This window comes from Candidatus Nitrososphaera gargensis Ga9.2 (genome assembly GCF_000303155.1).
GTDB lineage: Archaea > Thermoproteota > Nitrososphaeria > Nitrososphaerales > Nitrososphaeraceae > Nitrososphaera > Nitrososphaera gargensis.
Genome location: NC_018719.1, coordinates 1,122,416 through 1,144,562 on the forward strand (window position 1 = coordinate 1,122,416; position 22,147 = coordinate 1,144,562).

The 22,147-nt window shown below is 50.7% G+C and carries 28 protein-coding genes and 1 tRNA gene; 8 read left to right on the plus strand and 21 right to left on the minus strand.

What is annotated here, in order from left to right; all coding sequences use genetic code 11:
- Window positions 1-66: 66 nt before the first annotated feature.
- The 3 genes from NGAR_RS06675 to NGAR_RS06685 form a co-directional block, all read right to left on the minus strand.
- Window positions 67-525 carry an RNA-guided endonuclease InsQ/TnpB family protein gene (locus tag NGAR_RS06675; RefSeq protein WP_148681087.1) on the minus strand — a complete coding sequence of 153 codons (459 nt, stop codon included), beginning with the start codon at window positions 523-525 and terminating at the stop codon, window positions 67-69.
- 54 nt (window positions 526-579) lie between these two features.
- Window positions 580-765: a transposase gene (locus NGAR_RS06680; protein ID WP_015018917.1), complete on the minus strand. Its 186-nt coding sequence runs from the start codon at window positions 763-765 to the stop codon at window positions 580-582.
- A gap of 183 nt (window positions 766-948) precedes the next feature.
- On the minus strand, window positions 949-1,194 hold the full coding sequence (locus tag NGAR_RS06685; RefSeq protein ID WP_015018918.1) for a helix-turn-helix domain-containing protein: 246 nt from the start codon (window positions 1,192-1,194) through the stop codon (window positions 949-951).
- 447 nt (window positions 1,195-1,641) lie between these two features.
- On the opposite strand from NGAR_RS06685, the gene NGAR_RS06690 reads away from it, so the two are divergent.
- From NGAR_RS06690 to NGAR_RS06705, 4 genes are all read left to right on the plus strand, one after another.
- On the plus strand, window positions 1,642-2,010 hold the full coding sequence (locus tag NGAR_RS06690; RefSeq protein ID WP_015018919.1) for a hypothetical protein: 369 nt from the start codon (window positions 1,642-1,644) through the stop codon (window positions 2,008-2,010).
- Window positions 2,011-2,107: 97 nt separating this feature from the next.
- A complete protein-coding gene (locus tag NGAR_RS06695; protein WP_015018920.1) occupies window positions 2,108-2,497 on the plus strand; it encodes a hypothetical protein in 390 nt (129 codons plus the stop codon).
- A 71-nt stretch (window positions 2,498-2,568) separates the two neighbouring features.
- On the plus strand, window positions 2,569-2,916 hold the full coding sequence (locus NGAR_RS06700) for a hypothetical protein (RefSeq protein ID WP_015018921.1): 348 nt from the start codon (window positions 2,569-2,571) through the stop codon (window positions 2,914-2,916).
- A 194-nt stretch (window positions 2,917-3,110) separates the two neighbouring features.
- On the plus strand, window positions 3,111-3,488 hold the full coding sequence (locus tag NGAR_RS06705) for a hypothetical protein (RefSeq protein ID WP_015018922.1): 378 nt from the start codon (window positions 3,111-3,113) through the stop codon (window positions 3,486-3,488).
- Here the strand turns inward: NGAR_RS06705 and NGAR_RS06710 are convergent.
- The 10 genes from NGAR_RS06710 to argH all read right to left on the minus strand — a co-directional run bounded on the left by NGAR_RS06710 (window position 3,485) and on the right by argH (window position 13,104).
- Window positions 3,485-3,949, minus strand: coding sequence for a cupredoxin domain-containing protein (locus NGAR_RS06710; protein WP_015018923.1), 465 nt, complete (start codon window positions 3,947-3,949; stop codon window positions 3,485-3,487). The genes NGAR_RS06705 and NGAR_RS06710 overlap by 4 nt on opposite strands.
- Before the next feature lie 41 nt (window positions 3,950-3,990).
- On the minus strand, window positions 3,991-5,622 hold the full coding sequence (locus NGAR_RS06715) for a cytochrome b (RefSeq protein ID WP_148681088.1): 1,632 nt from the start codon (window positions 5,620-5,622) through the stop codon (window positions 3,991-3,993).
- Between the two features lie 10 nt (window positions 5,623-5,632).
- Window positions 5,633-6,253: a twin-arginine translocation signal domain-containing protein gene (locus tag NGAR_RS06720; protein ID WP_148681089.1), complete on the minus strand. Its 621-nt coding sequence runs from the start codon at window positions 6,251-6,253 to the stop codon at window positions 5,633-5,635.
- Window positions 6,254-6,399: 146 nt separating this feature from the next.
- Window positions 6,400-6,930, minus strand: coding sequence for a pentapeptide repeat-containing protein (locus NGAR_RS06725; RefSeq protein ID WP_015018926.1), 531 nt, complete (start codon window positions 6,928-6,930; stop codon window positions 6,400-6,402).
- The gene (dph5, locus tag NGAR_RS06730; RefSeq protein WP_015018927.1) at window positions 6,927-8,000 is read right to left on the minus strand and encodes a diphthine synthase; all 1,074 of its coding nucleotides are present in this window, start codon (window positions 7,998-8,000) and stop codon (window positions 6,927-6,929) included. Before dph5 ends, NGAR_RS06725 begins: the two co-directional genes overlap by 4 nt.
- 45 nt (window positions 8,001-8,045) lie before the next feature.
- Entirely contained in the window at window positions 8,046-9,167 is a 1,122-nt protein-coding gene (locus tag NGAR_RS06735) for a M20/M25/M40 family metallo-hydrolase (RefSeq protein ID WP_148681091.1), read from the minus strand.
- Between the two features lie 6 nt (window positions 9,168-9,173).
- Window positions 9,174-10,070 carry a lysine biosynthesis protein LysX gene (gene lysX, locus NGAR_RS06740; protein WP_015018929.1) on the minus strand — a complete coding sequence of 299 codons (897 nt, stop codon included), beginning with the start codon at window positions 10,068-10,070 and terminating at the stop codon, window positions 9,174-9,176.
- Window positions 10,067-10,237: an alpha-aminoadipate/glutamate carrier protein LysW gene (lysW/argW, locus tag NGAR_RS06745; RefSeq protein WP_015018930.1), complete on the minus strand. Its 171-nt coding sequence runs from the start codon at window positions 10,235-10,237 to the stop codon at window positions 10,067-10,069. The genes lysX and lysW/argW overlap by 4 nt, the downstream gene beginning before the upstream one ends.
- Window positions 10,238-10,246: 9 nt before the next feature.
- Window positions 10,247-11,467: a LeuA family protein gene (locus NGAR_RS06750; protein WP_015018931.1), complete on the minus strand. Its 1,221-nt coding sequence runs from the start codon at window positions 11,465-11,467 to the stop codon at window positions 10,247-10,249.
- 149 nt (window positions 11,468-11,616) lie between these two features.
- Window positions 11,617-13,104: an argininosuccinate lyase gene (gene argH / locus NGAR_RS06755; RefSeq protein WP_148681092.1), complete on the minus strand. Its 1,488-nt coding sequence runs from the start codon at window positions 13,102-13,104 to the stop codon at window positions 11,617-11,619.
- A 127-nt stretch (window positions 13,105-13,231) separates the two neighbouring features.
- Between argH and NGAR_RS06760 the strand changes: the two genes are divergently transcribed.
- Window positions 13,232-13,516, plus strand: coding sequence for a hypothetical protein (locus NGAR_RS06760; protein WP_015018933.1), 285 nt, complete (start codon window positions 13,232-13,234; stop codon window positions 13,514-13,516).
- A gap of 99 nt (window positions 13,517-13,615) precedes the next feature.
- Here the strand turns inward: NGAR_RS06760 and NGAR_RS06765 are convergent.
- Both NGAR_RS06765 and NGAR_RS06770 read right to left on the minus strand, forming a co-directional pair.
- A tRNA-Gln gene (locus NGAR_RS06765) sits at window positions 13,616-13,715 on the minus strand.
- Between the two features lie 32 nt (window positions 13,716-13,747).
- Entirely contained in the window at window positions 13,748-14,809 is a 1,062-nt protein-coding gene (locus NGAR_RS06770) for a DUF354 domain-containing protein (protein WP_148681093.1), read from the minus strand.
- 67 nt (window positions 14,810-14,876) lie between these two features.
- Between NGAR_RS06770 and NGAR_RS06775 the strand changes: the two genes are divergently transcribed.
- Both NGAR_RS06775 and cutA read left to right on the plus strand, forming a co-directional pair.
- A complete protein-coding gene (locus tag NGAR_RS06775; RefSeq protein WP_015018935.1) occupies window positions 14,877-16,034 on the plus strand; it encodes a hypothetical protein in 1,158 nt (385 codons plus the stop codon).
- A gap of 120 nt (window positions 16,035-16,154) precedes the next feature.
- Window positions 16,155-16,508 carry a divalent-cation tolerance protein CutA gene (cutA, locus tag NGAR_RS06780; RefSeq protein ID WP_015018936.1) on the plus strand — a complete coding sequence of 118 codons (354 nt, stop codon included), beginning with the start codon at window positions 16,155-16,157 and terminating at the stop codon, window positions 16,506-16,508.
- On the opposite strand, the gene NGAR_RS06785 is transcribed toward cutA, so the two are convergent.
- From NGAR_RS06785 to NGAR_RS06800, 4 genes are all read right to left on the minus strand, one after another.
- Entirely contained in the window at window positions 16,461-17,528 is a 1,068-nt protein-coding gene (locus NGAR_RS06785) for an mRNA surveillance protein pelota (RefSeq protein ID WP_015018937.1), read from the minus strand. The genes cutA and NGAR_RS06785 overlap by 48 nt on opposite strands.
- On the minus strand, window positions 17,525-17,980 hold the full coding sequence (locus NGAR_RS06790) for a hypothetical protein (RefSeq protein ID WP_015018938.1): 456 nt from the start codon (window positions 17,978-17,980) through the stop codon (window positions 17,525-17,527). The genes NGAR_RS06785 and NGAR_RS06790 overlap by 4 nt, the downstream gene beginning before the upstream one ends.
- A gap of 158 nt (window positions 17,981-18,138) precedes the next feature.
- On the minus strand, window positions 18,139-18,522 hold the full coding sequence (locus tag NGAR_RS06795) for a metal-dependent transcriptional regulator (protein ID WP_148681769.1): 384 nt from the start codon (window positions 18,520-18,522) through the stop codon (window positions 18,139-18,141).
- Window positions 18,446-19,441: a TrmB family transcriptional regulator gene (locus NGAR_RS06800; protein WP_015018940.1), complete on the minus strand. Its 996-nt coding sequence runs from the start codon at window positions 19,439-19,441 to the stop codon at window positions 18,446-18,448. Before NGAR_RS06800 ends, NGAR_RS06795 begins: the two co-directional genes overlap by 77 nt.
- Window positions 19,442-19,620: 179 nt before the next feature.
- Here NGAR_RS06800 and tes point away from each other — a divergent pair, with 179 nt between their 5' ends.
- Window positions 19,621-21,324 (plus strand): tetraether lipid synthase Tes, encoded by a 1,704-nt coding sequence (gene tes, locus NGAR_RS06805; protein ID WP_015018941.1) that lies wholly within the window; start codon window positions 19,621-19,623, stop codon window positions 21,322-21,324.
- 24 nt (window positions 21,325-21,348) lie between these two features.
- Here the strand turns inward: tes and NGAR_RS17365 are convergent, their stop codons facing one another.
- Both NGAR_RS17365 and NGAR_RS06810 read right to left on the minus strand, forming a co-directional pair.
- On the minus strand, window positions 21,349-21,504 hold the full coding sequence (locus tag NGAR_RS17365; protein WP_187147706.1) for a hypothetical protein: 156 nt from the start codon (window positions 21,502-21,504) through the stop codon (window positions 21,349-21,351).
- A 36-nt stretch (window positions 21,505-21,540) separates the two neighbouring features.
- Complete coding sequence (locus NGAR_RS06810) at window positions 21,541-22,107, minus strand: helix-turn-helix domain-containing protein (RefSeq protein ID WP_015018942.1); 567 nt, start codon at window positions 22,105-22,107, stop codon at window positions 21,541-21,543.
- Between the last annotated feature and the right edge of the window lie 40 nt (window positions 22,108-22,147).

The following is a 22,147-nucleotide window of genomic DNA, read 5'->3' on the forward strand; positions in this document are numbered from 1 at the left end:
TTCTACCTGCATGCTCAAGAATTTTCGATTATTAGGTGAACTGCCCATTACTGGGTTTCTTGCTTCCTAGAAGCAAACTTGCTTATTCTTCTTTGTTGATGGACGAGGCTGCCTCTCAGCATAGGCCTGTTCCAGACCCCGTTTCAGAATGTTCTTGGCTGCGTTCACGTCCCGATCTACGACCAACCCGCAGCTATGACATTCAAATATGCGCTCATCAAGGCCAAGCTTCTTCTCTTCTTTATCCACTCCGCACCTAGAGCATTTCTGCGATGTACCGCTTGGATTGACAAGAATGACTTGTCCACCGCGCCTTTCCACCTTGTAGGCAGTCATTTGGCGAAGCTTACTCCAAGTGACATCCATTATTGCTGATGCTGGATTGTGGTTCTTGACCATATTATTGATATTCAGCTTCTCAAACACTACCAGAGTATGACCTTCATCTGCTAGAGCCCTTGAAATCTTGTGTACAAAGTCACCTCTGCATCTCCTGACCTGCCGCCATGCCTTGGCTAGTTGAATCCTTTCCTTCTCTCTGTTCTTGGATTCTTTTTACTTTCTGGATAGAAGACTCCTCTACAGCTGTTTGATCTTATTTATCCGAGCTCCAAAGTCTAATGTATTTAATATTACTTTGCCGTCACTGAGAGTTAGCCAGTTTAGCAATCCGACATCTATTCCTACAGGCTTTGTTACATCAACCTTGACAGCAGCCTTTTCAACGCCATCATCTGTTGTTATGCCGGCATACCATTGATCCACATCACGGATGATTGTACCTCTTTTTAATGTGCCATGGGTATGCGATGTATTTCGAGCTTAACAGCACCAATGCATGATAATATCAGTTTATTATCTCTGATTCTAAAGCCACCATACCATGGATACGTAAATGAATTGTATTTTCCGCGTCTCTGGATACTGGCCTATCTTTTTGAAAAATGACTAGTATGCCTTGTCAAGTCTTAGTAGTACATCTTGCAATACTTGGCTGTATACCTGATTGTAGTACCTGTTATCCTGTTTTCTCACCGTTAGTAATTGTTTTTGCGCATAGAATCCAATATCCCAATCTGTGCTTTTCTCGCCTAATGATTCATTGTAGGGATGCCTACAAGTTTCCATAGTTTCATTCATGATTTTGACTTGCTGCTCTGTTGGATAAAGTCTGAACTTGTAGCACCTTATCATGTTTCCTTCACCAAGTACTGATCGGTGTGTGTACGAAGGTAACCAAAATACCTGTTGAAGCTCGGTTCTGTCGAGTCTCTATCGCATATGCTTATCATCCCAAGAAAAGAAGTCATCCAAAGATGACTTATTCATACGAAAATAAATCAATAACATTCTGCCCTTACTGCCACGTGGACACTATAGAGCTAGCTATAACATCATGCTAACTGCCGCTGGCGAACGCACATATGAGTAAGGTAGGTAAGGTAAGAAGACACGCATACATATACATACAAAACATACTATATAGTCAAATTGGAATTTTATGGTAGAAAACTAGAATTTTTAGCCATATTATTGTGTCTGCTGCAAGGTGGGTAAGGTCAGGCAAGGCAGGTGCTGTTCATTCTATCCTCACAGAAGCCGCTGACAGGCTTATCACTTTACCTGTGAGTAAAAATAGACATGTCAGAAATTTCAGTACAACAGTTTGCTAGATCTGTATTATCTGGATCTAGCCAGAAATACGAATTAACAGGCAAAAAGAAGGTCATTTACAACCTGCTAGTAACCTCAGATTATAACGGGGAGACAATCGCAGAGAAGACAGGGACAAATACGGAATATCCATACAAGGTCGTAAATGAACTGAAGAAAAAAGGGTGGTTGCCGCAGGACTTTGCGCTCAGAGATCGCAGAGGCAAACTTGACACTAACAGCTATCGCACAAGTGGAACAGGAAAGTCGTCAGGCATTACAGCTAACCAGAGCCATCCAGACAGCCATAACAATGATGAGGGGTGCAGACCTGCTGATTTTAGGGCAGCGAAGTAGTAGCAGAAGTTGCTTCAACCATTTATTCGCAGAATAGTGCTTCCGCTGTATCGCAACATTATCAGCTCACAAACGGCAAAAGCTTGCGAGTTAGAGTATGGAAGAGGCTGAAAAGAACATTCCAGACGAGAAGATTATAATAGAGCTTGATGTCGATCCTGCAGAGTTTAGAAGGGTCAAGGCAGAGTATTATCGCACTATAAGCTGTAACAGCTTTCTCCATTTATACGAGAAAAGGATGCAAGAATTTGATGCTCTGCTTGAACTGCACAAGAATATGCATGAGGAGAACACGATCCTAAGCGAGTTTGTTGACTACCAAAAGTACACGCCTTCACTCAGGCATGTCAAGGAAGACCTTCAACGAGAAGAAGAGAATCTAGACAGAATTAAGAAGGAGATTAAAAGCTACGAGTTGACGCGCAAGCTGATAAAAGAAGATATCGACTCTTTTACTGTAGACCAGGACAGGTTAGAAAACAGGTAGAGGATCTGTTCAAACAGTCTTCCACGCTTGAAAAGACAATAGAATAGTTTGAAACAAGAAAGTCTCAGCTATTGAAGGGCATTTCTGCGCTGAAGAAGGATCATGTGTACGGGAAAATTATAAAATATACTGCTGAAGATACAGGCCTTGGCGTCATAAACAATCCAGACTTTATAGACGCAACAGTTAGTGTGATGTCGCATTGGCTAAATGATTTAATAAGGCAATCTTGGATCAGGAAATTGCAAGAATGCCAGAAAAATAATGACATGCAGGGAGCTTCTGAGATCAAGAAACTCAAAGAGGCGTGGCTGCTGAGCTTTGCAATCCTGTATGAAAGGAGAGATCCCACTCCTTATAGCTTCATGAACACAACCACATCAACAACTACTTACTGCGATAAACGATACAAGCAATAATAGGAAAAGAACTACCATGTCATCTTTGGATGACTTCTTTTCTTGGGATGATAAGCATATGCGATAGAGACTTGAGAACCTGAAGCTCATTTTCATCCTCTGGCTAAAGAGTATGAGTTTCCTGTTTCAGCTTGTTAAAAATTACCGTGAATACCTAGTTAGTTTAAATCTGTCACTCTCGGATTTTTTCTGGCTTGAGCGAGCAAAAACAGATCTCCATCTCACTTGCTGAGGACTCTATCGCTGCAGACGAGGAATTACACGGGACTGTCGTCATCAACTACCACGGTAGGTTTGATAGCTTGGTGATAAACTCCCAGATAGAGAATTCAAGTGATGTTTTTTCATACATTAACCTAAATGGGAAAAAGATCAAGCACCCTTATGCGCGCCTCTCGATATTCAAGGCCGAGCTTGGCGGCAGGACCACGATCGAGTTCACTGCCACGACTAACCATGTCCCTGCCGACGATCACTCGAGCGTCAAGTTCCGTGTCTCAATAATACAGGAACATAAAGAAGTGGCCAGCGACATTGCCTACATAAAAATAGTAAAAAAGAAGAAGGCTTAGGCAAAGTTCGGAACTACTACGACCGTCGCCTGCATCCATGGGTGAGGGTCACAATGGTAAGGATATTCTCCTTCTTTTGTGAAAATGAACTCGAATGTCTCACCAGGGTTGATAAGAGCACCCAGTTGCTCGGTCGAAGCAAACGCGCCGCTAAGCTGATCGTGGTATCCATCGTCACTGGTTACTGTGTGCGACGTGCCATCGTTGTTCGTCCATACCACTTTGTTTGATAGTCCTAGGATAGCACGCGCATCCTTTGGAACAAAGTTTCTGGTTTGGGACTCCAGAGCCGAGCCTTCGACGATCTGAACATTGGTGACCTCTGGTGGGTTCACTATTTCTTCTGGAAGGACTGGCCTTGCATTAGCCTGCGGGACATAGACGAACTGGTAGTAACCCATGCTTACGGCAACTGCGACAATGAAAGTGATTATGCTGATGCCGCCTGCGTGGTTCGCCATGGTTCGATCTTCTCTCTTTCTATTTTCACATATATTCTTTGTTAGGTAGTAGTGGCCTTTTTGTCAGGGCCATCAACGTCTGCTATTGATGTAGTAGTGGGCTGGACTTGGCTCATCGCTGCTGATTTGCCTGTTGTGCCTGTGGCTGCCTGCTTTTGCTGCTGCGACAGCTGCGGCTTTTGATCTGCGCCGACCTTTGCTGCTGTTGCAGTAGGCGGGGCAGCCAATGGCTTTTCTGCCGGTGCAGCTGGCGCCGGTCTGGGTGCCGCCGGTGCAGCCGCTGGCTTTGACGGGGCAGGCGGGACAGGCTTTGGCGGTGGGGCCTTTGCCATCGCCCTGCCATACCTGTAAAGGTGGAACATGCCTGCAAATACCAGCATTATTATGCCTATGATAAATAGCGAATAGTTCTTCATGCCCTGAAGCATCGCATAGTATGCCGAGATGTTGAGGTACACCTGGAATGCAAGGAGCACGACGAACAGGACGTAGATCCACTTTTGGGAGATGTTTATTGAGCCCTTGGCCGCTTTCTTTGGCTGCAGCTTGGCGTTGGCCTCAGCATGCTTGGCCAGCTTTATCATCATGTAGGTAAAGCCAAACGATAGCGGCACGAGCAGTATCATGACCAGATAAAAGAATATCGGGTCGATTACAAGTCTTTCCAAGAGCGCTTTCTCTATGCTGGGGTCGATATAGAATCCCCAGTAAGTAGTGACAATGATCTGGGCAAGGCTGGTGATGCCAAGCGCTGTGATGATGGGCCTATCCTTCCAAGAGAACTTTTTGTACTTGTCAACAAACGGGACGACCAAGAGCGCGAATATGAAGAGCCCTGGCCACGCGACGCCTGTAACGAACTTGTCGTACATCGTGCGCAGGAACGCGTAAAGGCCGGTAAGGTACCATTCTGGCACAGTGATGCCAGGCGGCACGTTGGGGTCGAACTTTAATCCGAGACCTACCGGGAACACTCCGCCTGTCAACATGATTGCGCCGGCGACTGCCATGACCATCGGCACATCAAATACCAAGAACCTTGGAAAGTGGACGACCATTAACCCAAGCAGCGCTATAGGCAGCATGAATACATGGAATGTGTAGAACCTCAGGATGAAATCATGAAATCCGGCACCAAAGAATGCCTCTCTCATCTGGGGCCCTAGTATGGGTATGGAGTTGGTGAGCGATGCGGCAATCGAAATCGCCAGCTCGGCACGCTCGCTAAAGATGATGTCGTAGCCTGTGAACGCCTCGAGAATCGTAAGGACGCCAAGAATGATGCCCGTTACCCACAGTATCTCGTTTCTGATCTTGTAGCGCCCGCTAAAGTACTGGTAGTACATGTGCAATAGCGCCATCATGACCATCGCGTTTGAAGCGTGATAATGGATGTTGCGTATATGGAAGCCGTATGGGATCGTATCGTTGATCATCTTGACGCTGTCCCATGCTCTGGTGAGTATCGGCTCGTACCACAGCATGAGCAGCGCACCAGTGATGCCAAGAATGATGAATATGACGAACGTCAGCATGCCGAGGAAGCCAAGCGGGCTGACGAACCTGCCGGGGAATGTGAACTTCATCCCCATGAATATGGTTCGCTCTATGCCGGCGTAAACCCACCGGACGAACCTTACAAAGCTATTTTCATATGTTAAGGAGGTACCCATATCAAATCACTCAAGTGTTATTGTTGTTGAGGTAGCGTCCGAATCCCACTACTCCGTTCCTGTCTGGGCTCCATACCGGAGGCAGTATCGATAGATCGCCGTTTGATTCGACCTCAATGTCAAGCCTTGGGAGGACGTTTGAAGGCGGGCCTTGGAGAGCAGCCGGCCCGGCAAACGCCTTGCCTGTGTATGGATCGTACATGCTGCCGTGGCAGGGGCACTCTCCTCTCTTCCTTCCCTCCTGCGGCCAGTACTTCCACAGGCACCATAAATGCAGGCAAACCATGCTGTAAAGTCGAAAAGCGGAAGCGTCGTTCCTGTTGCCGCCAAGCTCTGCAGGCAGCCGTATGAGCTGCCACGTCCTGAATGCCTCTTGGTTCAGGACCTCGTCGTCAGTCTTGGGGTAAATGACAACCTGCGAAGAATTAACTTCAAAAGTGTTAACGTTGGCAATCGAGCCGTCCTCAAGCTCTATCTTGACCTTTTGCGCTGCTTGGGTCGCCGGGTTTGGCAGAAACTTGCCCCAGTCAACAAAGGGCGCAAAAGTCATTACGGTACCGGCGGCTGCCATGAGTTTTAGAAAGTCGCGCCGGGATACCTTTCCTCCTGCAACCGGAGGGGTTTGCGCCATACTAAGAGAAAAGGATTCACCGATAATTAATAAATCTTTGGAAATCATCCACAGCACGAGAACAAAGGTACCAGCAGCCATGGCTGCTGCAAGTTCGCCAAGAATCGATATAATGGTTGATCCAAATGTTTGGATAAAATTTTTTATTAGTGCTTTCCGGCGACCTGCTCAAACCACGTCGTGCCGTCCAACTTGGCGTATTTTAGATAGGCGCCTGCCTTATCGGCACCAGTGACCTTAGCATTCTGCAGGTTTGCCTCGACAAATACGGTCTGCGACATCCTGCACCCTGTCAGGTCAGTGCCCTGAAGGTTGGCCCACATCAGGTTCGTCTTTGTCAGGTTGGCGTTTGCAAGGCGCGCTTCTTTCATCTCTGCATACATCAGGAGAGTTCCGGTCAGGTCGGCACACTCAAAATTTGCTCCGTTCAGGCTTGCCTGCACCAGATTGGTGCCTGCTAGGTTTGCGCGGGAAAAGTTGGTCCTATCTGCAACAAGCCCATTCAGGTAAGCGCCAGAGACGTTCTTGCCCGATAGGTCCTTGCCGGTAAAATCCAACTTGACCGTTAGGTTCTTCATCCTCCAGCTGTTGAACTCTTGAACCTTGCCTTCAGATAATAGCCTGAAGCCTTCTTCTGACACGTCTGTCCATCTCTGCCTCTCATATATATACGTCAACCATGGGTCTCCCACGGGTTGATGCCTTTCTGGAACCGCAGCGCGTCCACCAGACCCTCTGCGTAGCCAATGCTCAGTACCGCCAGCTCAAACTTGGCCTGCCGCAGGAACCGCTCAGCGTCTGCAATGTAATATTCTGCGTTGTCCAATACTTCAAACACGCCACTGTTGTTGCCCGCGTCCTGCCTGACGATGTCGCGCATCTGTTGTATTGCCTGTTTGGCCTTTGGCGCGTACCGCTCGACCATCTGCACTGAAATCCGCCTGATGTTCTGCGAATTGTCAGACGGCTCGTCCATGTTTTCAGTTAAGGCCGCAAGTGCTTCGACTTCGGTAAAGTGCAAGGATCCCGTGACGATTATGGAATGGGGGCCGGCTCCAAAGTCGATCTTTGCAAGCGATCCGACCTTGCCTGATGTGATCCTCTGGTCACCTGCTCCAACCCTTGAGGCAACCACGGCAAAGGTATTGTCTGAAAAGATCTGGTACTTTTGGTCGCGCTCTGTATCCAGCAGCATCTTGAACACTGAAGTAGGACTTAGAAAGAAAGGTTCCTCCTTGCCTTTGCCTTGACTGCTATACTCTGTAAGGATGAGTGTGTGGCTGCCGGCAAGCAGGTTTTCGAAAATGGTGTTGTAGACGCTGACTACAGACTGGGGCTCTGACATCATTGTGACCATTCTGCCAAACTTGTAGGCATGCAGGCCAGTTTCGCCCATTATAGAGGCGATGCCTGACGCGGCGTGCAGCACCCCTGTCTTGATCAAGTTTCTGGCGGCTCTTGAGCGCAGCTCTGTGTGGGTTGTCGCGATAAGCGGGTCGCCGTACGTGACAAGCGCGACTTCTTTTGTCTTTGCAACTTCTAGAATCTCTCTGCCGTCCTCCACGAACCATCTCTGCACCGGCTCGGCCTGCCTTCCAAGGATAGAGTTCAGACCCTGAAGGTCGCTATCGGAGAGCGCGCTCGTGAACCTTTCAACGTAGACGACGCTGCATTTCTTCAGGATGTCGACCGCTGCAAGGCTCAGGCCGCGGTAGCCGTTGATGCCAGTACCCACAAACCATAGCATATATGGAGCAAGGAGGGGCCGACGCCTATATGTTGGCATCGCTAGCTATTTCTTTTTCTTCTTCAGGTGGTGCAAGCGCGACAGGTGGAAAAGCGCCCTTTCGTACACTTCAATGCTTGCCACGTATTCGTCGATGTTTACCCGCTCGTCGGCTGTGTGCGACGCGTGTGGGTCGCCCGGCCCGTAGGTGATAACGGGTATCTTGAAGCTGTGCCCAAGCACATTCATGTCGCCAGTGCCGGTCTTACGAAGGAGCGTCGGCCTCTTGTTGCGCACGTCAAGCACTGCAAGCAGGAGCGCCCTGACAAGGGGCGACGCGTGATCGGCCTCGAAAGGCTCGGTCTTGTCCTCTATCCTGTATGTCGCCTTGACCCCTTTTTCCAAAGCGACCTTGGTAATGACAGTGTCGACTATGCGGAGCACGTTGTCGCAGGTCGTTATCGTGGGCACCCTGATGTCTATGGTTATCTTGCACTTTTGTGGCGTGACATTGTGGCTTGACCCGCCGGTTATCTCGGTCAGGCTGCAGCTGATCGACTTTGCCTTGTTCTCTGCCGTGCCGACGCGCTCTATCTCTGACTTGATGGCCTTCCAAAAATCGTACATTTCTTCAATCGAGTTCTTGGCAAGCCATGGCGCGCTTGCGTGTGCGCTGTCACCGACGTCGCACGTCAGGCGCACAGCCAGTCTGCCCTTGTATGCGACGGTGATGTTTTCGACGCCAGAAGGCTCGCCAAACACCGCATAGTCGACCCCAAGCTTGCTCTTGACCAGATGCTTTACCCCCGTCGCGTTGCCCTCTTCGTCCACAACTCCTGCAAATATCACGGTGCCGCTCTGCTTTGGAAACTCTGAAGCGGCAAGCAGCATGGCTATCAGGGGCGCCTTTGCGTCGGAAGCGCCGCGGCCGTAAATGTGGCCGTCCTCTATCCTTACCGGCACCTGCCCAGGCACAGTGTCCATGTGGCCGCAGAGCAAAATGCGGGGCTCGCCAGTCCCCTTTGTGGCAATGATGTTGCCGACGTTGTCGATGTTGACCTGCTCAAAGCCAAGCTCGTTCACGCATTTGTCCTTTATCATGTTGGCAAGGGCAGCCTCTGATCTGGAAGGGGTGTAAAGCTCCAACGCCTTCTTCAATAATTCTACCGCGTAACTTGGCGAAACCAATTTTGCTTACTTTCCTTGCCCTAGCGCGTAATCCACCATCAAACCGGGGATATCAACCCCTGTAACCCGGACGGTATTTTTAAATTCAGTGGTATTATTGACCTCGTGCACCATGAGGCCGTCGCTCTTGCTCTCCATCAGGTCGACCCCGACTATCTGGCCGCCCAGAGCCCGCGTGGCCTTAAGGCAAATGTCTTCAAGCTCCTTTGTAACAGGGCATGCCTCGGCGTGGCCGCCAAGAGCCATGTTCGTCTTCCATTCGCCTTCGCCGGAATAGCGGTATATAGCAGCCACTACCCTGTCGCCAACTACAATCGCTCTGATGTCCCGGGGCGGACGCTCGACAAACTCTTCAAAGTAATAGACCTGATATATCGGAAACATGTGCTCCCTATCTTCTATCACTGCCTTGGCCGCTTCCTTGTCGCGCAAGAGCGCGATGAGCCTACCCCAGCTGCCAACCGTGGGCTTGACTACCGCAGGATAGCCTAACTCTTCGAGCGCCGCCAGAGCCGACTCTTCTGAAAACGCTGCTACTGCCTTTGGTGTTCGCACGCCCGCCTTTTCAAGCTCCATGTGGGCATACATCTTGTTGCCACACAGTATGGCAGCATTCAACGGGTTGATCACACATGCGCCAAGGCCTTCAAGCGCCGCGGTAGAGTGGACGTTCTTGAAGTAGCTGACGCTCCTCTGGAGCACTACCTGTCCGTTGTATTTTGACCTGCCGCTATTCAGGTTTACGACAAGGTTCTTGCAGTCAACGTTTTCGACGCTGACACCTTTCTTCTTTGCGGCTTCGTAGAGGGCCTTCTCCTCCCACCTGATGCTGTCATAGAGGATGGTAAGGGAGTTGCCGGAAAAATTTGATTGAGACGACTGGCCAGCCTTTTCCTGCCTCACTGACCCCAGTCCTCGCCGACAACCTGCGCCGGTTTTATTTCAAACCCTTCGCCCGACTTGACAAGCTCGTAGCTTGCGCCACAGTCAGGGCAGGTTACGATCTCGCCCTCTATCGAGTCGGAAGGTATCTTGATCTCTGCGTCACATTCTGGACACTTGACTACCACGCCATTATTCTACTCCTTTGATGGGCTTAGTTTTACAGCAGCGTCATTAAGTATCTTTCTCTCCAGCCTGTCGTCCAAATATAGTTCCAGTATGTCGCCCATGCGCAGTTCCTTCAGGCCGCGTGCCAGAGCTTCTGCCTCATGCTTGCTAGTCTCAAGCCCAAGCAGCGACAGCAGGTACGCTGCCCCGTTCTTGCCTGCAAGCTCACCAAACACTATCTTGCGCCTGTTGCCGACCGTCTTTGGCTCTATTATTTCATAGGCGGCGGGGTTGCGCAGTATGGCCGCCAAGTGCGTACCGGCCTTGTGCTTGTACGCACTGTCGCCGACGATCGGCTTTGACTCTGGTATTGGCAGGCTGATATAGTCAGAGATGGTCTTTGAAAGGTCCTTTAGCATGTGGAGCCGGAGGTCGTTGTTTGACTTGTAGATAAGCGTGAGCGCGACAGCCGTTTCGGCTAGGCTCGGGATTCCAGTGCGCTCGCCAAACCCATCTATGGTCGTATGGATCTGGTCAGCTCCAGCTTCGCACCCTGCAAGCGCGTTTGCCAGCGCCAGCCCCACATCGTTATGGCAATGGACATCAAGCGAAGTCTTGCTCTTGTCAATGTTGTTGTATACCATTTTTACCAAATTGTACATGCCCCGCGGCCGCATGATGCCGACGGTATCCGGTATGCTTATCCGTTCGATCCCGCGCCTGTTCATCTCCTTGCACATCTCGATAAGGAACGTCGGATCTGTCCTGCTGGCGTCTTCCATGGTGAACCTCGCCTTTAGGCCATGCGCCTTGATGTAGTCGGCGACTTCTAACGCTCTTGCCTTGGCCTCTTCGCGCGTGATCTTTAGCTTTGCCGAAATGTGGATGTCTGAAATGCCCATGTAGGTCGCGACCCATGTGGCGCCGCAGTCGATCGCGACGTCGACGTCGGACTTGATCGCCCTTGTGTGCGCGACAATGTCGGCGCGCAGCCCCTGCTTGATTATTGTCTTGGTCGCTTCAGCGTGGTCCGGCGAAACCACTGGGCTTATCTCTATCTGGTCGACTCCAAACGAGTCGAGCATCCACGCGATCTGGATCCTCTGCTTTATCGTGAACGCTACCCCGGGGTGCTGCTCGCCCTCTCTCAGGGTGCTATCGAGGATCCTTATCTTCTTCTGCTTGCCATTTTCACCCATCCAGTTGTACTGATGCGCATAATAGTTTGGATCGTCTGATTTTAGCGACATTTATTGCGACAATTAACTGCTTTCGGACATGATATAAATCTTATCGCAACTAAAACAGCGAATTCCAGCGCCATTTTTCGCTCCAAGCGCCACCAGATAAGCAAAAGGGACGATTTTCGGTAGAATTTTTCGGCGAAGTGCGATAACAGTCAAGATTGTTGCAGATACTTCCTGACGATCCTGTTCAGGTTATCGAACGAACCTTGGACCATCTTGGTGCGCTTTTGGATCCCGACCTTGTAGTTTGACACTCCTTGCGACAGCGACTCTATCATCTCTTGCTGCTCCTGAAGGTTGGGCGACCCTGTCGATTTCCGCACCTGCAGAGACTTTTCCGGTGTCATCTCTTTGATTATCTTCATCATCTCGTCCGGCTTGATGCTTACGCCCGCCTTTTGTGTCTTCAGGACAGAAGTAACGTCGGACAACTGTAGTTTTGCAAGTGGCAAGTTGTCCATGCTTGCGGCCCTGTTGACAAGAGCACCCACTATCTTGTGAGCTGCCCGGAATGGCATCTTGTTTTTCATCACCAGCTGCTCTGCAATGTCTAGCGCGATTGCATAGCTGGTGCTTGCAGCCCGGCACATCTTTTCCTTGTTCACCTTGAGCGACCTGGCTGCACCGTCAATTACCCTGATCGTGTCAAGCGTTATTGCAGACGCGCCAAGCAGCGGCGGCTTGACATCCTGCAAGTCACGGCTGTAGCCGGACGGCAGCGCCTTGACGATGCCGAGCATCGACACTAGGTTGCTTGCAACGATGGCGGCCTTGGCCCTTGTCAGCTCGAGAGGATCAGGGTTCTTCTTTTGCGGCATCGCGCTTGAAGTCGAGCTGTACCGATCGGCAAGCTCGATGTAGCCAAATTCGGACGTCGACCAGATGATAAAGTCCTCGGCAATCCTGCCAAGCGTGCTGGTCAATATCGCAAGCGTCGCGGCATATTCCAAGAATGCGTCGCGCGAGCTTGTTGCATCTATGGAATTCCTGACTATGCTGTCAAAGCCTAGCAGGACGGCGGTCCTTTTCCTGTCGATACTTATACTCGATCCCCCTATGGCGCACGCGCCAAGCGGCGACTGGTTCACCCGCTGGTATACGAGATATAGCCGCTCCATATCGCGCATGAGCGCGTAGGCGTACGACAGCAAAAAGTGGGAGAACGTCCCTATCTGCGCCTGCTGCAAATGGGTATACATCGGCATCGCAGCCTGCTTGGTCTCTTTGGCCTTCTCTACCAAGCCCTCTATCAGGCTCGCAAGGGCGGTGCAGATTTCGTTAATGTCGTCGCGTATCTTCATCCTGATATCAAGCACAACTTGGTCGTTCCTTGACCGGGCGGTGTGCATCTTGCCCCCTGCGTCCATGCCTGCCCTCTTTATCACAAAAGCCTCAAGGGCTTCATGTATGTCCTCATATCCTTCAGTCTCAATCCTGTCCGGATTCTTTTTTGCATCTTCCAGTGCCGACAGTATCTTTTTCAGCTCGCCAGAAGTGAGGTGCCCCATTTCGTGCAGCATTATAGAGTGTGCTTCGCTCCCAAGGATGTCGTAGTACAGTATCGACTGGTCGTGCTGCATCGAAGAGAGGAACCTAAGTACATGGTCGTCCAGTTTATCCTTGGGTCGGGACCGGTACATATATAGAAGTGTGCACCGTGGGCGCTTTATTTTAAGATTGTACAGCAACAAGCTAGCTCCAGTCTATCTGTTTGTTAACGTGTACTAGCTTGCCCGCTGTTATACACCATTTAGCAACGGATTTTCGATGGAATCCGTCCTTGCAGAATCAACGCGACTGATAGAATACCCAGCCGACCTATCGGGATGCAGCATCATCGGCGTCGGGGACAGGCAGCTGCTGTACTTATGCACGCGCGGAAGCGGCAAGCCTCTGGTTGTGGTGCTCGGGTTCTTCTCTGGGCAAAAAGAGGATATCATCACCAAGGACCTGATAGAACCCGTGGTCGAGGAGAGCCGGCGCAGGATAGGCGAGATCGTTGCCAGCTCGCTGTTTGATGAATACCAGAACGCACAGATCCTCTTTCTTTAATTCTTTTAAGCAGACTATAAAAGAACTAATTTTAATTTCTATATGCATGCTCCACTGGAAACTGGCACATGCAGACACGCAGTAATAATAAAATAACAATAGCCCGGCCCAGATTCGAACTGGGGTCAAGGGCTCCAAAGGCCCCTATGCTTGGCCACTACATTCAGCGGAAAAAGATCTTCTTTTCCTCCACCGGGCTTCCGGGCGTACCTTGAACTATCTTGTACGTCCTTATAATCTTAAGGCGTTAATCATCCTGTCAGTCGGGTCTTCCATCCTTGCCAGTATCCGCGCGGCTTTTTTCTTCTGCGCCTTCATGTAATGCTCGTCAGAGATCATTTTCCTGCCCATCTTTACGAGAGACTTGGAATTACTCGCCCTTTTGACCAAGCCTGACCTTACAAGGTATTTCTCGATGTGGAACCGGAGTGGTGCTATCGATATCGTGGGCTTGCCCAAGAGAGCAGCTTCGGCAGTCATCGTCCCGCCTGCCCCGACAAAGAGATGGATAGACTTTATGAGCGCGGTGCCGTCGACAACGTCTTTTAGAACCTGCACTTTGCTGCCATAGCGCGCCTCTATCTCTGCTATTTGGTCCTGGTACCTGCAGAGCATCACGATGTTGGCCGATTGCCACAGGTCGTTCACAAAGTCGTCGATCGTTTTGGCAGTGCCAAGTTTTCTATCTGCAATGTATGATGCTTTGCTTTCTTCAAGCCGGAGGAGTATCGTATTCTTTTTGTCCTGCTCGATTTCAGATGTTTCGTCATGCTTGAGCCATGCCACCGGGTCAAGCGCATGATAACGGGTAATGTCCTTTTTTGCAATGCCGTACCCTGTCCAGGCTGAATATGGTATGACCCACGGGCAGAGCAAATTGCTTGTCAGCGGGACAGTGAGCCTTGCAACGGCCTCCGCATGAGGCGAGTCGTTAAAGCTAATGTGCTTTATGCCGAGACCAAATGCAACCCTAGCTCCTTCCGGCGATGCGAAGGTGACGGCTGCGTCAGGCCGGAAGCGCTCTACCACTTCGGCCAGTTCAAACGTCCTGTTGGCGCTCTGGCGCAGCTTGCCGTACCTGTCGGCTCCGCCGTGGCTCCCTACAACGATGAGATCAAGCTTTTTGATCCTAGCCAGCTCGATTGCCTCCCTGTACTGCCTTGAAGTGCAGAGCACATCGTGGCCAGAGTCGCGAAGCAGAGTGACTGCGCGCCTGAAAAACATGACCTGCTTTGGGGTCAAAATGTCAAACCAGATCTTTTTCTTCAAGCATGACTTGTAGCCGGAAGCCAATGGAAAAACCTTTTGTAGACCACTTGAGGTATAACGTAGGGATGAACGGGGGAGCTCAGTCGACACTTTGAGCGCAGGAGGATCTTCTGTTGCAGTCTATGGCCTGAGCACCGAAGGATATCGGATAGCATCTTCGATAGCGATCAAGGGATCAAAGGTCTCGCTGATAGACGAATCGGTCAGGATGGCGATTTCGCTCAAGCCCGACATCGCAAGGACGTATCCAAACGTAAGCTCGTTAATAGAGGACGAGCCGCTCCTTGATCTGGAGCCGATAGACGTAGCAGTGAGCAACGCCTCGTACGTCTATTTTGCTCCGCGCGTAAGGAAGGTGGGTCCGGACGTGAAAAGCGACGTGACGAGCAAGTTCAAGGACGCGATCAAGGCGCTCAAGCGGGGCGCCTCTGTAGTCTATATGCTGCCGACCGGGGTAGGTGGCAACAACGAAAACATTGCTCTGATAGAGCACATGACCGGAATGTCCGTCGACAAGGACGTGTCATACTACTATCTGCCGATGAGCACCTTTACCAGCGCGAGCTCTGAGACACTGATAGGATCGGTCAAGTCAAAGCAGGATAATCACCTGTCCAAGATGCTCCACGACCCTGACACGCGCCGCAAGCTGATCTTTGTGGACGTCAATTCTGCTGAACTTGCGCATGTAATAAAGACATTGAGCCACTACTCTGGCATGGCCAGTATACTTGAAATCTGCAAAAAGGCGGCCGACAGCAACATTGGAAGCGAGCTTATGCAGGGCACTTTTGCCGATCTCTACATTGACGACGTGACCGGCGGGCTGTACGATCTTCGCATAATAGGGTCGTCGCTTGATGGCACCGGGCCTCTGATGTACCTGGTCAACGGCAGCATCAAGGGCATCGAAGGCTATGTCAAGTACCTAATTGACCAGATACGGGCCACCCTCAAAAAGCGCGACCTCAAGGCCAGTAGGACAAAAGTTGCCATAGCATGGACGCTTGACCAGCATGAGATGAGGGGCGACAAGATCGAACTGCTGTCATCGCTTGAGACCAAGGTCAAGGACTATATCGGCGATGTCGAGCGCCACCAAGGGCCCACGTTCGACCTCTACCACACAGACAAGACCACCGTGGTCATTGCGTGCTCTAAAGCGGATTATGAAAAGGTCGTTTCAAAGAACATGGCGAACCAAGACTTTATCGTGATGAAGGCAAATCCGCTGTGCGAAACGCTGTAATGACCCGTGCGTATATGTGCATGTGCAAGTTTCCAGTGGAGCATACATATAGAAATTAAAATTAGTTCTTTTATAGTCTGCTTAAAAGAATTAATTAATTGCACGCCGCAACCATAACTTATGGCTAGCAGTGGAACCATTATCCTGTCCACGTTTCCAAGCGAAAAGTCTGTAGTCGACGTTGCTGACAAGGTTGTCAGAGACAGGTTATGTGCCTGCGTCAATTTCACCCAGATTCGATCGATCTATTCGTGGCGCGGCAAGATAGAAGACCAGAAGGAGTTCGTTGCTCTTTTCAAGACGACTGCAACATCTGCGAAAAGGCTCAAGGCCGAAATCGCAAGGCTGCATCCTTACGAAGTGCCGGAAATAGTGGAGCTGAAAATGCAGGATGTTTCAAGGCCGTACCTGTCGTGGTTGGCGGAGTCAACGGATGGCGTACCGAAGAAGCGCCACAATGCCGCCAAGCGATGAGACTCGAAGGCCAATGTCAGTCGACGAATCCACCGCGAACGCCTTGGCACCATAGCCTTCAATTGAATTGAGCAGCTTTACCACCTGCTCCTCATCTGCCGCAGTCTTGAAGATCGAATCCGAGAACACGACTGCTTCTACCGCCTTCATCGCGGCCGCCTGGGACACTTCCTGCATGCCCATTGCAAATTTGGCTTCTCCCCTGTTCACCATCAGCATCACCCGATCAAGCATAGAAGATACCGAAGCCAGCTTGCTCGCGCTCATGGCCTCCTTCATCGCTGGCGAGCGCAGGAACACGAATATGCCATCTTCACCGGCAACGTCCACGCCGTCAACTACCTGCACCCTGTCCCTTGGGATCTCTTGCCTAGCAACTAGAGTGTTGAAGAACCTCCGGCGGGTTTCGCCAGGGCCAAATATGATCACCTTGTCGTTTTCGCCAATGATTGAAGAAACCGTCTTGGCGATGTCTGTGAAATAGATTTCGATGTTGGGGTTGTTCTTGGTCTGGTAGCGCTTGCCGCTCTGGCCGGAGTAGATGTTGGGGATGACTTTGACATGCGTTCCGGAAACCTTTGCGACCGCCGCTTCCTGTGTGTCGATAGCAACCAGAATAAAGCTGGCATTGCTGCCAGACCTATTGAGCATCCTGAGCTCGACCTCCTGCCACTTCCTCCCCTTGTCTATGGTTATCATATCGCCTGCCTGCACAGAGAGCGAGTGATGAGTCCCCTTTGTTACCATCTCGTTGTCGGTTTCTGCAATGACTCCTGTTATCCTGAGCCGGTCGACTGCGGCGTCAAGCTTACTCTGCTCCACTCTGATAGAAACGCGCACTTTGACCCGCTCGCCCTTGTCCGGCCTGCCGTACTCTTTTACCTGCTTGATCACGCGGGTAGTGTCTGCGATTACGTGGTCGTCCTTTTCTATAATTCTCCGCAGTGTAAATAGATCGTCCGCGTCTTCGGGGATGACAAAAAAAGCGTTGGTGGATGCCCCGCTCGGCTTTACTATCATACTGTCTTTTCGCTTTCAGTCACGGAGGAAGAAGGAGATGAAGAGTCTTCACTGCCGCGCTCTTGATTCTGGACTGACTTCAAGTAGTTGTCGACCCATTCTTGGGTCAGCACGCCAGACTCGACTAGGTTGACCAGCGCGTTGGGCGAAGCAAAGCCCTGCACCTTGCCTCCGCGCCTGCGTACCTGCCTCCACTTTAACTGGGTGTTGCCGCTCTTTGACGAGTAAATGATGCCAAGGATCTCCTTTGCGTTCACAAATGTCATCTCTCTTATCTTCTTCAGCGTGACCTTGTCTGCCGCTTCGATGTAGATTGCGCCGGGACCCTCTTCGCGCTCGGGGAATACTTCATAGTCGCGCAGGTAACTTTCTGGTATGAAGGATCTGCAGGTGCTTACAATGATAAACTTTCTAAAGCTCTCCAGCGAAGCCGTAGTTTCTATCTGAACCAAGGTAAGTATGAGGGGGCGGTAGCCATTTATCAAGTTTATGAGAGAGTGGGTAGGTGGGTGGACAAACTCCTTACTCAAGATCTTCCTCATCAGGTCAGTAGGGCTAGTCTAGTCATTGCTTGTCCACATCGAAAATGAGGTGTCTGCGACATAAAAATCTACGAACAGCACTTGCCACGCGGGATCGTGTGGCCGTGGGGGCACTTCCTCGGGTGCTTTAGCAGCGTGCACAGCGCGTCCGTGAAAATATCTTTCATGTGGTGCTCTATGCCGCAGACCATTTCTTCGTCTATCTCTATCTTGAGCGCGTCCTTCATCAGGACTTCAAGCAGCCGCGTGTTTCGCATCATCTGCTTGCCGATGCGCTCGCCTTCGCCGGTCATTTCCACGCTACCCTTGCTGTAGCGAACGAGCTGCGAGCCATCAAGCTTGCGGAGCATCTGCACAACGGATGGCTGGGTGACGTTAAGGAGCTTGGCTATCGAGCTTACCTTGACTTCCTCTCCTCTTTCGCGGATGTACCATATGGCCTTCAGGTACATCTCGACGTGCTCTGACTCGGCCGTGCCTACAAAAAGCTCTTCCTCGTAGCCTGTTGGCTTTTTCTTTGCAACGGCAGTCTCCACGCGCTATCTGTTCTCGCCAAACTCTATTAACCTTATCCCTTCGCATATAACGCCGTTTTTTACTTTTTTTCTTTTCTGCCGAATCTTCCCAGAGGTACTGGAAGTAGCCCTTGGCGAATCCTGCCAGGCCGGCATGATCCGCCCAGATGGCTATCGGCTCAAAACTGCCGCCGTCCCCTGTGCCTTCTCCAAGCAACAACACGACCTGCTTGCCGTCCCCTATGACGCCACCTCCAAAAAGCCCATCTTTCAGCCTCACTTCTGCAACTCTGGAAAGTGCCTTGATCGTTTCCGGCGTTATCTTAGCGGATGCAAGGATGTGTATCTTGACGCCCTTATCATGCAGCGTCCTTAGCACCGGCTGGAGCGGCTTGGCTACGTCTACCGCGACAAAAGGCAGCGCGACCAGCAATTCCTGCCGCGCGTTCTGCACTATTTCGTTGACCTTGGCGACTATGTTAAAGACCCCTCTTGCGACCCATATCTCGGGGCGCTCCTTCATCCCACTCTTGGTATACATCGGCATCAGTTCATTGACAATGGTGCTCTGGCTCTCGCGGAAATTGTTCTCGTGTCGCATCCTCATGGCTTCAAGCGCGCTTGAAGGGGACTTGGGGAAGAATTTTTGCGGGCGAGAGCTATCCGACTCGAGCCATCCCTTCTCCTCAAGGCTGTTGAGGACTTCATAGATCTTTGAATAGGGCACGCCGGATTTTTTCGAGATGTCTGCGGCGGTCATGGCGCCGCTATCAAGCAACGAGAGATACACACGTATCTCGTAGCTCGTCAAGCCAAGGTTTTCCATGGCCTTCCTTGACCTGTCGCTAATGCTCAATTCTTCTCAAACTGAGGGCGCGTGCTATATTAAGATGCTCTGCAAAGCCATTCCAGAGGGACAGTCTAAATCTCAAGTCTTTCTTGCAATTTGTGTGCAAGAATTTAACCTATTCACCGTATGAATTAGTAGGTTAGCTTTATATAGAAAATGGAAATTGTGTCCATTAAGGTAGTAGTATGGACCTAATCCAAATTTCGAACATGTCTAGCAAAAGCGTAGGCGCTAGGCGGACAATAAGGTTTACTCAAAGCATCTGCCCGGACTGCAACATGATTCTGGATGCAGAAGTCTTTGAAAGGGGTGGCAAGGTCTTTATGACCAAGACGTGCCCGACGCACGGCGAATGCGAGGAGCTCTATTTCGGTTCGTACGAAATGTACAAGAAATTCAGCACATATTGGATGGATGGCAAGGGTGCGCACGCTCCAAACGTGATGATAGACAAGTGTTCATGTCCAAACAACTGTGGACTTTGCACCAACCACCTTTCACACTCTGGACTTTCAAACATGATCATCACTAACAGGTGCGACCTGACGTGCTGGTACTGCTTCTTCTACGTCAAGAAGGGCCTTGAAGGCGCTTATCTGTACGAGCCAAACATGGAGCAGGTAAGGGCCATGATGAAGACGCTCAAGGCAGAAAAGCCGATCGCGGGCAACTCGATCCAGATCACCGGTGGCGAGCCGATGCTCCGCGACGACATTACGGAGATCATCAAGATAATGAAAGAGGAGGGCGTCGACCATGTCCAGCTCAACACTAACGGAATCAAACTGGCCATGTCGCCAGAAACTATGCGCCAAGTAAGGATGGCAGGTGTTAACAACCTCTACCTTTCGTTCGATGGCGTAACCCCAAGGACAAACCCCAAGAACCACTGGGAAATCCCGTACACGCTGGAATCAGCAAGAAAGTGCGGAATGACAGTGGTGTTCGTCCCGACGGTCATCAAGTCAATTAATGACCACGAGCTGGGCAGTATCATACGCTATGCCCAAAAGAACCTCGACGTGGTGCACGCAGTCAACTTCCAGCCGGTGTCGCTCACAGGCAGGATGGGCAAGAAAGAACGTGAAAAGTACAGAATCACGATCCCAGACTGCATCGAAAGGATTGAAGAACAGACTAACGGCGAGATTTCAAAGGATGCTTGGTTCCCGGTTCCGTCATGCATGCCCATGACAAACATCATCGAGGCTTTCAGCAAAAAGCCAAAGTACGAGCTATCGATACACTTTGCATGTGGCGCAGGAACATATGTCTTTGAAGATATGGACACAAAGAAGCTGATACCGCTGACATCTTTTGTCGACATTAAGGGCGTGCTTGAATACTTTGAAGAAAAAGCCGACGAGATCAAGTCAGGCGCCAACAGATACTGGGCGATGCTCGAAGTCGTGCGCAAGCTAAAGCAGTTCGTCAACAAGGATAAGCAGCCACGCGGGCTGGACCTTGCCAAGATGTTCTCGAGCATCCTGCTCAAGCGCAACTTTGACTCTGTGGGCTCATGGCACGTAAGGTCGCTGTTCCTCGGCATGATGCACTTCCAAGACAAGTACAACGAAGACCTCGAGAGGCTCCAGAGGTGCGACATCCACTACCTGACGCCAGACCTTAGAATCATCCCATTCTGCGCATTCAATGTCATTCCAGAATGGTACCGTGACAGGATACAAAAGAAGTATAGCATCCCAGTCGAAGAGTGGGAGAAGGCCCACGGCCAGACCCTCGAAGCAGGACTCTACAGGGGCCTGATGAGAAGGGGCAAGCCAGAGGCTCAGATGGGCTGCGCTATGTCAGAAATACACAGGGCCGCTGCCGAAGCCTCCGACGATCACAGGGGGATAGAACTCCGCAACAACATGGCCGGCGCGTAAGCGCTCTCTTTTTCCCCTTTTTTACTATGTCTTGTGCCTGTACCACTTGTAGATGTAGTAGGCCGCGCCAATGATTATAATGGCTATGACGAGCGGCCACAGGAAATAGATCACTATCGCAGCCACGATGATAAGAGCTGCTATGATCAGGATATCAAGTACTCCTAATGGTCTTGCCATACTATAATCAGCACTATGCACCGTAAATACCTTTTATTAGGTGCATTCTATATTGTTGCTGTCAGGTTCCTGCCATTCATCTGCCAGTTCGAGCGCGCGCCTGCCCTTCTGTGTTATGGCATAGACTCGGCATGTGCCAACAGCCATGACCTCTGCCGCTAACCCGTACTGCAGCAGCTTGGATATGTGGCCGTCGACTGCCTTCCAATCGATACCAAGCTCGTGCGACAACTGGAGCTTGTTCTTTGGCCCAAGGAGCGACCTCAAGAGTATCGTTCTGGTCCTGCCTCCCTTCATCTTGACAAGCAATTCAAACACGCCGCAGCAAAGCCCATTCTCGGTCCACTTTGACTTGGTAAGGCCGCGCCAGATGATGTCGCGTCGGTCGCCGGCACCAAAAAAATCAAATGACAGCTCTGCGCCGGCAAGCTTTCTGGTATGAAGGTACAACATCTGGTTGGCCATCTTGTTGTCCTGCACTGCCTTGAACTGTTGCGGGTGTGTTTCGGTCGCGCCAGAACGGTAGTCAACAAACGCCGCATGTGTCAGGGTCAGAGCAGTAAATAGGAAAACTGCTAGACTCAGGCTTTTCGTCGTGCTCATTTCAGCGGAGTAAACCTCCTGCTTGGAGCAACAGCACAAT